The 14444-nt window shown below is 38.2% G+C and carries 15 protein-coding genes; 9 read left to right on the top strand and 6 right to left on the bottom strand.

The annotated features are described in order from the left end of the window. Positions 1–26 precede the first annotated feature (26 nt). Positions 27–1361, bottom strand: a complete 1335-nt coding sequence (locus tag G9H60_RS10265) for an amidohydrolase (protein ID WP_223143967.1) — start codon at positions 1359–1361, stop codon at positions 27–29. A gap of 130 nt (positions 1362–1491) precedes the next feature. Continuing rightward, positions 1492–2415: a sugar phosphate isomerase/epimerase family protein gene (locus tag G9H60_RS10260; protein WP_223143966.1), complete on the bottom strand. Its 924-nt coding sequence runs from the start codon at positions 2413–2415 to the stop codon at positions 1492–1494. A gap of 130 nt (positions 2416–2545) precedes the next feature. Between G9H60_RS10260 and G9H60_RS10255 the strand changes: the two genes are divergently transcribed. Then, complete coding sequence (locus tag G9H60_RS10255) at positions 2546–3802, top strand: replication-associated recombination protein A (protein WP_223143965.1); 1257 nt, start codon at positions 2546–2548, stop codon at positions 3800–3802. Here the strand turns inward: G9H60_RS10255 and G9H60_RS10250 are convergent. Continuing rightward, a complete protein-coding gene (locus G9H60_RS10250) occupies positions 3799–4458 on the bottom strand; it encodes a thiamine diphosphokinase (RefSeq protein WP_223143964.1) in 660 nt (219 codons plus the stop codon). The genes G9H60_RS10255 and G9H60_RS10250 overlap by 4 nt on opposite strands. A gap of 1 nt (position 4459) precedes the next feature. Further along, complete coding sequence (gene moaC / locus G9H60_RS10245) at positions 4460–4933, bottom strand: cyclic pyranopterin monophosphate synthase MoaC (RefSeq protein ID WP_223143963.1); 474 nt, start codon at positions 4931–4933, stop codon at positions 4460–4462. A gap of 88 nt (positions 4934–5021) precedes the next feature. On the opposite strand from moaC, the gene G9H60_RS10240 reads away from it, so the two are divergent. The 3 genes from G9H60_RS10240 to G9H60_RS10230 are packed head-to-tail and all read left to right on the top strand — an operon-like array spanning position 5022 to position 8204. Then, positions 5022–6179 (top strand): molybdopterin molybdotransferase MoeA, encoded by a 1158-nt coding sequence (locus G9H60_RS10240; protein WP_223143962.1) that lies wholly within the window; start codon positions 5022–5024, stop codon positions 6177–6179. Between the two features lie 2 nt (positions 6180–6181). Further along, positions 6182–7204: a dipeptide epimerase gene (locus G9H60_RS10235; protein ID WP_223143961.1), complete on the top strand. Its 1023-nt coding sequence runs from the start codon at positions 6182–6184 to the stop codon at positions 7202–7204. Beyond that, positions 7197–8204, top strand: coding sequence for an aminotransferase class I/II-fold pyridoxal phosphate-dependent enzyme (locus G9H60_RS10230; RefSeq protein WP_223143960.1), 1008 nt, complete (start codon positions 7197–7199; stop codon positions 8202–8204). Before G9H60_RS10235 ends, G9H60_RS10230 begins: the two co-directional genes overlap by 8 nt. A 9-nt stretch (positions 8205–8213) precedes the next feature. Here G9H60_RS10230 and lgt read toward each other — a convergent pair whose 3' ends face one another. Continuing rightward, a complete protein-coding gene (lgt, locus tag G9H60_RS10225) occupies positions 8214–9047 on the bottom strand; it encodes a prolipoprotein diacylglyceryl transferase (protein ID WP_262900011.1) in 834 nt (277 codons plus the stop codon). Between the two features lie 78 nt (positions 9048–9125). Beyond that, complete coding sequence (locus G9H60_RS10220) at positions 9126–9269, bottom strand: hypothetical protein (protein WP_223143959.1); 144 nt, start codon at positions 9267–9269, stop codon at positions 9126–9128. Positions 9270–9474: 205 nt separating this feature from the next. Here G9H60_RS10220 and G9H60_RS10215 point away from each other — a divergent pair, with 205 nt between their 5' ends. From G9H60_RS10215 to G9H60_RS10195, 5 genes are all read left to right on the top strand, one after another. Beyond that, positions 9475–10647, top strand: a complete 1173-nt coding sequence (locus G9H60_RS10215) for a PepSY-like domain-containing protein (protein ID WP_223143958.1) — start codon at positions 9475–9477, stop codon at positions 10645–10647. 63 nt (positions 10648–10710) lie between these two features. Next, positions 10711–11283: a hypothetical protein gene (locus tag G9H60_RS10210; protein ID WP_223143957.1), complete on the top strand. Its 573-nt coding sequence runs from the start codon at positions 10711–10713 to the stop codon at positions 11281–11283. Positions 11284–11631: 348 nt separating this feature from the next. Beyond that, entirely contained in the window at positions 11632–12378 is a 747-nt protein-coding gene (locus tag G9H60_RS10205) for an NIPSNAP family protein (RefSeq protein ID WP_223143956.1), read from the top strand. 49 nt (positions 12379–12427) lie between these two features. After that, positions 12428–13372 (top strand): glycoside hydrolase family protein, encoded by a 945-nt coding sequence (locus G9H60_RS10200; protein WP_223143955.1) that lies wholly within the window; start codon positions 12428–12430, stop codon positions 13370–13372. Further along, complete coding sequence (locus G9H60_RS10195; RefSeq protein WP_223143954.1) at positions 13372–14409, top strand: glycosyltransferase family 2 protein; 1038 nt, start codon at positions 13372–13374, stop codon at positions 14407–14409. The genes G9H60_RS10200 and G9H60_RS10195 overlap by 1 nt, the downstream gene beginning before the upstream one ends. Positions 14410–14444 lie beyond the last annotated feature (35 nt).

Below are 14444 nucleotides of genomic sequence, written 5' to 3'. Positions count from 1 at the left end.
TAGTCTTTATAAGGACAGTCCTATTTTTATTTCTTACTCTTTTTTGCCACTGGCATGGCTTGTTCAAAATAATCAACAACTAAATGGCTCAATGCTTTCACTCCAAGCTGAAATCCAGACTCATCTATCTGAAAATCAGGGGTATGGTGACTTGCCACAGGGACGTTCAATTTATCTAAAGGCCTTCCTCCCAAAAAGAAAAAGAATCCCGGGATTTTTTCTTGAAAAAAACTAAAATCTTCTGCACCCGTGTGAGCTGGTTTTAAAAGCACTTTATCACGCCCATTCAACTCTATAAGGGAAGGAAGCATTTTATCTACTAAATTGACATCATTGATGGTAGCTGGATAGCCTGTTCCAATGTGTACATCTGCCACCGCGCCTCCACTCTTAGCAATGTTAGTGGCTATGTCCGTAATTCGTTGGTGAACTAATTTTCTTTGCTCTGTTCCAAACGTGCGAATCGTTCCAATCATACTCGCGCTTTCTGGAATAATATTATAGCGAATACCACTATGAATAGCTCCCACTGTTACAATGGCTGGATCTTCTGGCAAATTCACATTCCGACTTACAATGGTTTGTAAACCCATGATGATTTGAGATGAGATGACAATCGGATCAATTCCTTGCCATGGATAAGCTCCGTGAGCTTGCTTTCCTTTCACTTGAATATCCAATTCATCAACCGCTGCCATGGTGGCACCCGGACGGTATTGTATCGTTCCAGCTGCTGCTTCCGCCATAATATGCAAGCCAAAAATAGCATCCACTTTTGGATTTTCTAAAACGCCTTCTTGAACCATTAATTCTGCCCCTGAAACAATTTTTTCTCCTCTAGCTCCATAAACTCCCTCCTCTGCCGGTTGAAATATAAATTTCACTGTTCCGGCTAAATTGGCTTTTTCTGAAGCTAAAATTTCGGCTACAGACATCAAAATAGCCATGTGACTATCATGTCCACAGGCATGCATGATACCTGTCTTCTGGCCATTGTATTCAGTAGTGACCGTCGACTTAAAAGGTAAATCACCTCGTTCCGTCACCGGTAGACCATCCATGTCAGCACGTAATGCCACGACAGGTCCAGGCTTAGCTCCTTTCAAAATACCCACTACTCCTGTTTTAGCCACCTTTTCTTGTACCTCTATCCCCAAGGATCTCAAATGTGCGGCGATGATTCCCGCAGTACGTATCTCATTATTTCCCAATTCTGGGTGCTCATGAAAATCCCTTCTCCAGGAAATCGTTTTCGATTCAATCGCTTTTGCTTTTTGATTGATAATAGGCTTCAGTGAAGCTTGTGAAAAAGCCAATGGACCTAGGAGTAATAAGGCAGGTAAAGTAACAAATGCTTTCATATCTGGGTTATTTTATAGCAAACAAAAGGAAAGAGCTGAGCTCTTTCCTTGATAATTTAGTGGGTGCAATATACAAAAAATCAAATCGTATGATAGCAACAAGAATTCTAATCCTTTTAGCCTTAGCTATCTAAGAAACGTAACCCCATTTCTTCATGATTTCCAAATCTTCTCTTACGCAATCAATTGGCTTTTTACCTTGATAGGATTCTTGCTCAATGATGAAATGCTTGGTTCCACCTTTCTTTTCTCCCAATTTTACCATATCCAACACAGAAATAATTCCCGTACCTAAAATGGTACTTTCATATTTCTCCCCATGTCCTGGAGCAGCAGCAATCTCATCTTTCACATGCATGGAGACAAAACGACCTGGATATTTCTTCAAAATTTCCGCAGGAACTCCCCCTCCGTTAATCATATTACCTATGTCTAACTGTTGAGCTACTAATTTAGAATCCGTATTTTCCATGATTAAATCGAACAAGGTTACCCCATCCAATTTCTCAGAAAATTCAAAATCATGGTTGTGGTATCCAAAGCGCATTCCCGATTTTTGGCATAACTCTCCCGACTTATTAAACACATCCATGTATGTTTTGAATAAACTAGATGAAGTACGGATTGACTTATCCAATGAAGGACTAATTACAATCTCTTGACCACAAACAGCAGCATCTTCTACCGTGTATTTCCACAAATCAGTAAATTCTTTTTTCGACTCATCCCAATGTTGTTTACCCATCACGGTATGACCACTAGGCATTTTTAAGCCTAAACCATCCAATCTTTTTCTAAATTCTTGTGCCGACCAGCCGTAAAACTTACGGTTAACATAATTAGCATGCTCTACATATTTGTAGCCCATTTCAGCCAATTTTGTTAAAGTGCCCATAGGGTCAACTTTCATATCTTCCCGAATGGAGTACAATTGAACCCCAACTATTTTTTTGGCTTTGGCATTGGCTAGGGCCTCCCATGTCGATGAAGTGAAGGCTGCTGCTCCTAAAGCAATAGCTCCTTTCTGTAAAAATGATCTACGCGATGAATTCATAATTATTTAGATTTATTTATCTTTCAAAATTAGAATTCTAAATGAAATATTTATCCTTTTCTGAGATTATTTATCCTGATTCACCAAAAGCCCTTCTCTGGATTTTTTAAAAAGTGTAACTTCGAATTCTATGCAACCCCTCGCCGAACGAATGCGTCCTTCTTTGTTGGAGGACTATATTGGACAAGAACATTTGATGGGCCCTCAAGGTCCACTTCGAAGGGCTATTGATGCTGGGCATTTACCATCATGTATCTTATGGGGGCCTCCGGGTGTTGGCAAAACTACTTTAGCTGTATTATTAGCTACAGCTTTAAAAAGAACGATATATACGCTTTCTGCGGTATCTTCTGGTGTTAAAGAGGTCCGCGAAACTTTAGATCTGGCGAAAAAAAATAGGATGTTTGAAGCCAATTCTCCCATTCTTTTCATTGATGAAATTCACCGTTTCTCTAAATCCCAACAAGATTCTTTATTGGGTGCCGTAGAAAAAGGTATCGTAACGCTCGTAGGCGCCACGACCGAAAATCCTTCCTTCGAAGTAATATCCGCTTTACTTTCTCGCTGCCAAGTATATGTCCTTCAGCCTCTACTTGAAAGCCATATGGTTCACATGTTGGAAAAAGCGATTCAAGTGGACCCTCTTTTCAAAGGCAAAAAAATTACACTTCAAGAAAGCGATGCACTTTACCATTTTTCAGGAGGCGATGGAAGAAAGCTGTATAATTTATTTGAATTATTGGTTAGTTCGGCTAATTCCAATGAATTGACCATCACCAATGCCTTAGTGACAGAAAGATTACAGAAAAATCTGGCTTTATATGATAAAGATGGGGAGCAGCATTACGACATCATATCAGCCTTCATTAAATCCATTCGTGGTTCAGATGCCAATGCCGCTATATACTGGTTAGCTAGAATGCTTCAAGGAGGAGAATCTTTGGAATTTATTGGCCGAAGGTTACTTATTTTAGCCTCGGAGGACATTGGATTAGCTAATCCGAATGCGCTTTTATTAGCCCAAGCTTGCTTTGACTCCATTCGTGTCATCGGAAATCCAGAATCACGCATTATCCTTTCGCAAACCGTTATTTATTTAGCTAATTCTCCCAAAAGTAATTCAGCCTATTTGGCCATTAATGAAGCCTTAGCATTTGTAGAAAAAACTGGAAATTTACCCGTTCCCTTACATTTAAGAAATGCCCCAACCAAACTCATGAAAGAGCTAAATTATGGGGCTGATTATAAATATCCACACAATTACCCAGGACATTGGGTGGCTCAAAACTACATGCCAGATTGGAATGAAATCCCAACTTTTTATCAACCTGCCAACAATCCTGCGGAAGATAAAATGCGCCCAAAAAATGCGAATAAGGAAGATTAGTCGTGACACTCCATCAAAAGCAATTGACCACTTTCATAGCTGATTTTAACCATACCATCCGCTTTAGTCACATTGCTAGAACCCGTTCTTTGTCCTATACATAGGTCCAAACGGTCTAATTCATATAATAATCCTGAACTGGAAATTTGTTTAGCCTCCGCCAACGGCATCAAAGAAATAGAAGTTCCTTCGGGATACCATTTTTCGAAAACAGGGGGCAATAAATAACTCACCGAATAATCGTCAATCATCACGATTTTTAATTCTCGACCATATTTAGCCATGGAATGAAAATTATTGAGCGTATGATCCATACGTTTACCAGTAGCCCAAACTACATTAACACTGGGGTAGCCTTCCTCCAATAAATAATCAAAGGCCTTTTCTAAATCCGTCTTATTTTGATCCGGCGTGTGGATTTTCTTCAAAGGATAGTCATCGTAATTATTTCCTGAAATAAAAGACCGGTCAAAATCTCCAAGCCAAACATCCACTTTGATACCTAATTCAACCACCCGCTCCAAAGCACCATCTAAGACAATGACCGTAGGAGACCATTCAAGTAGCTGCTCCAACAATTCTAAAGAACATGCCTCACCATTCGCAATGATTAATGCGGGTTCCTGTTTATCTCGAATGATGTGGTGCGAAGACATACTAGGCTTGAAAGTCTGATTTACCGCCTGACTTCGACAATAATTTTGTTTCTCGAATGACCAAACCTTTGGATACTGATTTACACATATCGTAAATGGTTAAAGCGGCGACACTGGCTCCAACCATTGCCTCCATTTCTACGCCAGTTTTGGCATGCAGTCGACAAGTACAGGTTATAATAATTTCTTCTGATTGAACATCCATCTCAAAAGAACAAGCATCCAAGCCCAATGGATGACAAAGTGGAATTAAATCACCCGTTCTTTTGGCAGCCATGGTTCCAGCGATGATGGCTGTTTGCAAGATGCTTCCTTTTTTATTTTGCCAACCAGCCGCTTCAAAATGTTGGATGATCTCTGCTCCTAAATAAACGACAGATTGGGCTTTTGCTTCTCTAGTCGTACTATTTTTAGCCCCTACATCCACCATTCCAGGTTGATTTTGAGCGTCTAAATGTGAAAATTCGATGGCCATAATGATGCTTATTGAAAACAAAAATACATCTATTGAGTCATTTCATCGATTTTTTTAGAAATTTATAGATTGAGCCCACAAAAAAGATATGTTGACACCCCTAGAAGCTTTTCAAATATTACAAGAAATCCCTGTTCCAAAGCAAAAAGCCTATGTACCTCTGATTGATTGTTTAGGAGGTATTTTAATGGAAGATTTATTGGCCGATCGCGACTTCCCTCCTTTTGATCGTGTCATGATGGATGGCATAGCTATTGGAAATGTGAACATTCAAGAATGGAAATGGGAAGGAATTGCCTTTGCAGGTGAAGTTCAAAAAAAACTAGAAAACCCAAATGGTGCTTGGGAAATCATGACGGGTTCACCACTTCCCATCAATGCGGTAGCAGTCATTAAAGTAGAAGACCTCGATTTTTTTGAAAAAGAAGGAGAAAAATGGGTTTCTACTAAAAACCAAAATATAGAAATTGGGAATTTCATTCATCATAGAGGGAGCGACATTCTTCAGGGACAAGTCATTTTAAAAAAAGGTACACGATTAAAAGCCAACCATATAGCCATAGCAGCCAGCGTTGGTTATTCCAAATTATGGGTTGAAACTCTGGGCGAAATACATGTATTTTCAACAGGAGATGAATTGGTTTCCATTGAAGAAACACCTTTAGACCATCAAATTAGAAGTTCTAATTCCATCATGATGCAATCGGCATTGCAGCAGTTGGGTATATCATCTAAACACCATCATTTACCGGATGATCCTACTTTAATTCATCAAGCATTAAAGAACAGCTTGTTAACAAGCGATATCCTATTGCTATCTGGCGGCGTTTCCGCAGGTAAGAAAGATTATATTCCTGGTATCTTAAAGGATTTAGGATTTGAAGCCAAATTCCATAAAATAGCCCAAAAGCCAGGCAAACCACTCTGGGTAGGTAGTCGAGAAGATGGAAAAGTAATTTTTGCCTTTCCAGGAAATCCCATCTCAACCTTGGTGTGTTTTTCCATTTATTTTTTATCTTGGTTACAAGATCAAACAACTCCTTTTCCTCAAGTTAAAATTACTGGTCTTCCAGCCCCATTAGCCAATTTGGATCATTGGATTCCTATACAATGGACAAATAAGCAACAAGCTCAGGTCTTGAAACATAATGGTTCTGGCGACTTAGTCCATTGGCAGCATGCTGATGCTCTAGCTTGGCAAAAAGCGAATGATACGAGTGAAGAATTAATCTATTTTCCTTTGTAGCCATGGAATTGCACATACATACCTTTGACCTGCCCTTGAAGCACACCTTCACCATCACGCATGAATCTAGGGATGTGCAACCTACGCTCATTGTTGAGCTAACATGGCATGGAAAAAGTGGGTATGGAGAAGCTACAGAAACGCCCTATTATGGCGTCACCATGGAGAAAATGATTTCCCAATTGGAAAGCATTCGAAATTTATTACCGAGTGATATACTTCCTCATCCCAATGATTTCTGGAAAATGATGTCCAAAACTTTGCTGGACGATCACCCTTTTGCTTTATGCGCTTTGGATGTGGCCTATTGGGATTTATGGGGAAAAACTCATGATAAAGCTTTATACCAATTATGGGGTTTGGACATTTCTCACAATCCCATTACCGATTATACAATAGGAATGGATACCATTGAAGTTATGGTGTCCAAAATGAAGGAAATGCCTTTTCCTTTGTATAAAATCAAACTCGGTACTAATCAGGATATTGAAATAATAAAAGCCTTAAGAAAGGAAACAGATGCTGTATTTCGAGTGGATGCTAATACGGCTTGGACGGTGGAACAGACCTTGGAATTTGCCCCAAAGCTACAAGCATTGGGGGTGGAATTCATTGAGCAGCCCCTAAAAGCAGATCAATGGGAAGGGATGAAACGCTTAAAAAAAGAGTCTGCTTTACCGATTATTGCCGATGAAAGCTGCATAACTGAATCTGATGTGGCCCAATGTGCTGAATATTTTCATGGTATTAATATCAAACTGATGAAATGCGGAGGTATTACTCCTGCTTTGCGCATGATACAACAAGGTCGGAATATGGGTTTAAAAATCATGGTGGGTTGCATGACAGAATCTACCATAGGTTGCTCAGCCATTGCACAATTACTTCCACTGTTGGACTATGTCGATATGGATGGTTGTTTATTGGTTGAGGATAAAATTTCACAAGGAATTCGCATTGATTTTGGGCATGTCATCTATGCCAAAGAAGGAGGAACAGGAGCAAAATTAATTCAGCATGGCTAATTTTACTCATTTTGCCGATTCCATTCCTGGCAGAATCATATATATGGATGGAAAGCCATTTCGATGGTTAGGGGGAACCAATTATTTGGGAATTGGAGAACATCCTTTATTTAATGAAAAACTAAAAAAAGGAATTGAATTATTCCCTCAAAACTGGGGAAGTTCCCGAAAAAACAATATCCAATTTACGGTTTGGGATGAATTAGAAAATGCTTTGGCGAAAAAATTCAAGCATGAAGCAGCGGCACTTTGCTCATCGGGATTTGCTGCAGGACAAATTGCCTTGCAATTTTTACTTAAACAATTCCCTCAAGCTGGTTACACCCTTGCACCACATAGCCATCCTGCTATCACAACTTTTTTACATGCTCCATTTGATGGAAGCAGAGAAGCTTGGATTCAAGCGGCATTATCGGAACAAGTTAAGATCTTAGGAACGGACGGCATCAGAACTCCCATCGTTGAATTGTTCGATTTTGAATGGACGAAAAACCTACTTCCTTATCAATATTTATTAGTCGATGAATCACATCGAATCGGGGTTCAGGATATTCAAATAAATAGTTCGGCCACGATTATACAAACAGCCTCCTTGTCCAAAGCCTATGGAATTCCAGCAGGAATCATATTGGGGCCTAAAGAACAGATTGAAGAAATAAAAAAAGACCCTTTGTGGATTGGTAGCTCTCCTCCCAATTTAGCATTTTGTTATGCTTGTTTACATGCCCATGAAGCATATAAAGAGCAAAAAGAAAAGCTAGATGAAAATGTGAACTTTTTTCAATCTCAATTAGCTGAGACTTCGATCAACTGGGCCAAAGGTCACCCTTCCTTTTGTACAGATAATGAGAAAACCATTCAAATCTTAGTTGATCATGGATTTAAAATGAATCAATTTTCATATCCAAAATGGAATGATCCGGCCATTGGCAGAGCCTCGATACATGCTACATTAAAAAAAGCTGACTTAGTGGAATTAAGTCAGCTTCTACAGGAATAAAGAACTATTTTACTTTTGATGCTGATTTTTTTTGGCATATAGTAAAACGGCTACACCAAAAAGCATGGCTGGAATCGAAAGGATTTGACCCATGTTTAGGGTCATGTAATTTTCAAATTCACTCTGATTTTCTTTCAAAAATTCATATAAAAAACGAAGGGCAAACAAGGTAATCATGAACCAACCGGTGATGAGGCCTTCTTGAGTTTTCTCCTTTTTCTTGGACCAAAACCAAATGATGATGAAAAACAATATCAAACACGAAAGTGCCTCGTATAATTGGGATGGATGCCTCGCTAAAACTTCCGCATTACCCATGGAATTAAACTCGGTGTCTCGGTAAAACTTGAATCCCCAGGGTAATTCAGTGGGTTTTCCAACAATCTCTGAATTCATCAAATTACCCATTCGAATAAAAAATCCACCCAAAGCTACAGTAGGTACAACACGGTCAGTCACGTACAAATAAGATTGACCTGGATATTTTTTGGTATACAAATAAAATGCGGTAAAAAGACCAATCCCTGCACCGTGAGAAGCCAAACCAGAATAGGGAGGAATTATCATTTGAGTGAAAAATCGAATCGGATCAGCTTGTAACAAAGGGAATTCATAAAAGAAATAATGCCCTACTCTGGCTCCAATCACAGTAGCCACCATGGCATAAATCAATAATTGATCGGCTTGCTCCGTGGGTCTACCCTCTTTCTTGAAAATATAACTTAGAACTTGGAATCCGGCTAAAAAAGCCATGGCAAAACATAGTCCGTACCAACGAACTGGAAATCCAAATAGTTCAAAAATCGTTGGATCTGGATTCCAATCAATAAACGATAAAATCATGGGGATTGACGTTAAATATAGCAATCCAAATTTAAGATAAAATTTAGGATAATTGCCAAACGTCAAAGATGCAACAAATTATTTTTGAACCTTAGGAATCACTAAACTTACTGCCTTCTTTAAAACTTTGGCAGGAAATAAACGGTGGGGAAATCCCAAAGCAAAGGAATCTGAGGCAAAAAGTACAGCAAGTATTAATAGAACAACAACCTTCTTTTTCATATGTTTATTGATTGATGGACAAATGTAGTAAACATATAGTACTTTGCAATACAAGGTACTATAATTATTTAATTTAAATGTGATGATTGGTAGTCAAGATGCGCCCATTGGTCGATTGGTTGCATGAGCGTACCGAATCATCTTATATTTTTGATACGAAAACGAAATCAGAATCCGTTTAACTCTCAAAATAAAATTTAATCGTATGAAAAATCCATTGCTTACATTCGCCCTAGTAGCTAGCGTTGGTCTAGCGAGTTGTTCAAAAGAAGATGCCTTGAATCCTACATCGGATGCCACTGGCTTTGTTAGTCAGAATTTAATTCCAGCTGCAGTTAAAACAACCGTTACAAACACGTATCCATCTGCCCAAGTAGATTATTATGTATTACAAAGTAATTCATTGTATGGTGCCAACATTGTGGTAAGTAATACGGAATCACAAGTAGTATTAGATAAAACGGGAGAAATTAAAGAATCATTCACACGCATTACTGAAACTGAATTACCTGCGGCTATAACCACTTATTTGAAAGATAAATATGCGGGTTATACATTTATCCATGCTGGCAAAAAGACGACTGGCACTCCTGTCACATATCGCGTAGAGATTAAGGTTGCAGACAAAGTTTATTCCATTTTATTTGATGAAACGGGAGCTATGATCTCAACCATTGAAGGTAAGAAAGGAGAAAAAGGCGGAAAAGGAATGGGGGCAGCTGTTAGCAAATTGGCTTTAACAGAACTTCCAGTTGCAGTGCAGGCAGCCATTACAGGGTATACATTCAAAAATGCTGTCCTTCGTTTGGATGCCAATGGTGTAGCTACCTACCATGTACATGCTGAAAAAGATGGTAAAGTTTGGGATTTAAAAATTGATACCACTGGAAAAATTCTTTCTAGTGAGGAAGAAAGCAAAGATGATATCAAAATCACCAAAACAGAAATTACTACCTTGCCCCAAGCTATCACTGATTATTTAAATAAAAATGCGGCTGGCTGGACATTAAAAAATGCAGTTTCAGTACAAAAAGATAATGTAACTATTCACTATCATGTAGTTGTAAGCGTTGGAGGAACTACTCAGACTTACATGTTTGATAAGGATTATAATTATATAGCCAATGCGGGTAAAGGGCCTAAGGACAATCCAAACCCTGCCAACTTTGTCATTACTGAAATTACAAAAGATCAAATCCCTGCCACAGCTATTTCTTATTTAGATAAAACTTATGCTGGCTGGGCATTAACTAAAGCTGTTTCCGTTAGCAAAGATGGTGCTGCATATGAAATTGAAGTTATCATTACGTTGGCAGATAAAAAGTATAAAGTTGAATTTGACCTCTCTGGAAATTTCAAGAGTGCACGAAAACTTTAATTATTAGGTTGATTGTTTAAAAAGGCTTGCTCTCGCAAGCCTTTTTTTGTTATTTCGAGTGATATGCAAGAAATTGAACCTTCCTATCAATGGGAATCTTTATACAATGCTTCCCATGACCCGAAGTCTCCATTTTATGGGAGAACATATTCCAACACGGAATACACCCATACGATTTACAGCTATTATATTCATCCACTTTGGGATGAAATCGATTCAGAAACGCTGTATTGCAAAATACTATTCACCGATTACAAATCACAATTTACCATTATTGAATTGATGGGAGAATGGAACGATACCCTACACAACGATATCATGTTGTTAAAACGTGGAGTCATAGACCATTTACTAGCTGCAGGTATTAAATATTTTATACTTGTCGGCGAGAATGTATTTAATTTTCATGGTTCTTGGGAGGATGATTACTATGCAGAATGGTTTGAGGAAGTGGAGGATGGATGGATTGCCGGCCTTTGTTTCCCTGAATTCATAGAGAAAGAATGGAATAAATATAAAATTGATTATTACATCAATTTTGGAGGTACTTTACAAATCCCTAATTGGCGAACGGCTAAACCTGACATGCTTTTTATGGTCATTCACAAGATACTTTCGAACCGACTAGGAAACTAAAAATCAAGGACTTGATTAAAATAATCAGAAAGCAGGATAAAAAACTTGATTCAAATCATACCTTTGCCAAAGGATTTACAAGTTTTGTAGGATTTGCAGAATTTAGATTTGTCAACTCTTGAAGAGTTGACAAATCTGAGTAACAAATCAGAGTTACAAATCAGAATTACAAATCTAAGTGACAAACAAGAATGCCAGAGTGCCTGAGTTCCTGAGTGCCATGGAATACTCATACATGCAACTGAGTGATAACGAATATTAATAATTATTCGTTAGTGCTAATGAGTAAAAACAAGACCTCTAACAAAATTACCAACGCATTACAACCATTTTACCCCATAATTACCTATGAAAAAATTATTTACTCTCCTATTCTTATTCATCTCTCTTCAGATGATTGCTAAAAAACCAGACAGCCGTTATTATGAAATGCGCGTTTACTATTGCCATCCAGGTAGATTAGATGCATTAATCCAACGCTTTACAAACCATACCACTAAAATTTTCGAAAAACATGGTATGACAAACGTAGGTTATTGGATTCCCAACAACAACGAGAAAAATGCACTTTACTACATTTTGTCCTACCCTAACCAAGTAGAACGTGACAGCTCTTGGAAACGTTTTAATCGTGATCCCGAGTGGAAAGAAGTAGCTAGAAAATCCGAAGAATCTGGTAAAATTGTAGCTAAAGTGGAAAGTACTTTCATGATGGCCACTGATTTTAGCCCGAAAATTAAGCCTTCTCACAAGAGTGTCGATCGTGCCATTGAATTGAGAACTTATACTGCTACGCCGAATAATATCGACAATATTTTAGCTCGCTTTAGAAATCATACCACCAAATTGTTCAAGAAACATGGTATGACAAACATTGCCTATTTTAAGACCATCGAAAAAGACCCTACTGTTCAGCCTCGTTTGGTCTATCTATTAGCTCATGATAGTGAAGCAGCAGGTAAAGCTTCTTTTGACGAATTTAGAAAAGATCCTAATTGGATTAAAGTACGTGATGAATCAGAAAAGAATGGAAAAATTGTGGACAAAGTAGAATCTATCTACATGCACCCTACGACTTTTTCAACTATCCGATAAAGCTTTGTATCTTTGTTGTCCCGAAAATTCGGGACAACAAAGAAAAATTATGCGGTGGAATAAACAAGGTTTACTCTTTTGTCCAGACGGACTTTCCGAATGGAATCAAAAAAAATACGCACACGTTGTATGTGCTGACACCAATTACCCTGATCGAATCCGTTTATATTACTCGGCACGTGATTCCAAAGGACGCTGTCAAGCTTCCTTCATTGACTTAGATTCCAATAATTTATCCAACATCTTGTATGTTCACCCTGAGCCCATTTTAACTTTAGGTGCTCCTGGAACCTTTGATGATTGTGGCATTATGCCCACATGGTTCCTTCAAAACGGAGAAGAAAAATGGCTTTATTACATTGGTTGGACCGTTAGAAATACCATTCCATACCATAATGCACTAGGTTTGGCAAGCTCTACGGATGGCATTCATTATACCAAAAAATTTCAAGGCCCCATTATAAGTACAACGGCCACCGAACCATTTTTCAATGGCTCTGCCTGTTTTCTATATGACCAAGGCAAATACAAAGTTTGGTATTTAAACTGTACTCATTGGCTTCCAGATGGTAATTTAATGGAGCCTTGTTACCACATTAAATACGCAGAATCTACCGATGGGATTAACTGGGACAGAAAAGGGCAAGTGGCTATCGATTACCGGGATGAAGTAGAAGGTGGTATTTCTCGCCCTACGGTCCTAATTGAAAATGGCATTTACAAAATGTGGTTTTCTGCACGCGCTTGTACAGACTATCGCACTAATCGTTCTCGCTCATACCGAATCTATTATGCAGAATCAACGGATGGAATTCATTGGAAAAGACAAGATGACTTAGCCGGTATAGATGTTAGTGATAATGAGCAAGATTGGGATTACGAAATGATTGAATATCCTTTAGTAATTCGTCATCAAGAAAAGACCATTTTATTTTATAATGGTAATCATTTTGGTCAAAGCGGTGTAGGATATGCCATTTTAGAAGAAAAATAATGGATTTTAGCTACTTGAATCATCATCTTTATGGTAATCCTCAAACGGCCAAACAACCCAAGGTTTCCGTTTGTCTGATTACTTATAAACATGAACCTTATATACAGACTTGTTTAGACAACATCCTCCAACAAAAAACGGATTTTGACTTTGAAATCATCATCGGAGAAGATCATTCCCCAGATAATACGGCTTCCATTATTCAGTCCTATGCAGACCGTTATCCTGAAAAAATAAAAGCCTATGTCCGACCTGAAAATGTCGGCGCTAAAGTGAATTTTTTACATTGTTTTTTTGATTGCCAAGGAGAATACATCGTTCACATAGAAGGAGATGATTATTGGACTTCTCCCGATAAACTCCAAAAACAAGTAGATTTTTTGGATAGCCATCCACAAGCCTCTGCTTGTTTCCATAATGCCCAAATCATTTATGAAGATGGCACAGGAAGAGAACCTTCACTAATCAATTCCGCAGATCAGGCACCTTGGATTAAATCTACGGATTTGTTAAAAGAACGAGAAGCTTGGTTCATGGCCACAGCCAGCGTCATGATGAGAAAAAAACTTGTCAAAACACTTCCAGAATGGTTTTTTCATTCAAAAAGTGGCGATATCCCATTATATGTCATTTTAGCAGAAGAAGGTCCTATCGCTTATTTACCCGAAATCATGTCTATTTATCGGAAAAACGAAGGCGGGATGAGTTATACGGACAGCAATAAATCCGCTGCGTTTATATACAACCGTATATTCATGTATTCCAAAATCAATGAATATACTCAGGGTAAATATCAAGATTTAATCCAACCCATCCTTTTTGAATACCATTTATTATTAACCAGGATTACAGAGAATGAAAAATCATTCCTGAAAAGATCTTATTATTTATGGAAAGCATCGGCACATTCCCCCAAAAAACTAGGCATAGCAGATTGGAAAAGACTATTTAAGGAACACGTATTTACAGCGGATTCCTTTTTGGCCTATCTAGCATTCCGAAAAAAAATGAATCGTTTTTTAGGAATACAGTCATAAATCAGGATAAGTCCATTAGGATTTTACAGGGTTTT

This window comes from Aquirufa aurantiipilula (assembly GCF_019923745.1).
Lineage (GTDB): Bacteria > Bacteroidota > Bacteroidia > Cytophagales > Spirosomataceae > Aquirufa > Aquirufa aurantiipilula.
The sequence above is the reverse complement of the archived record's forward strand: the minus strand, read 5'-3'. Positions and strand labels throughout refer to the sequence as shown.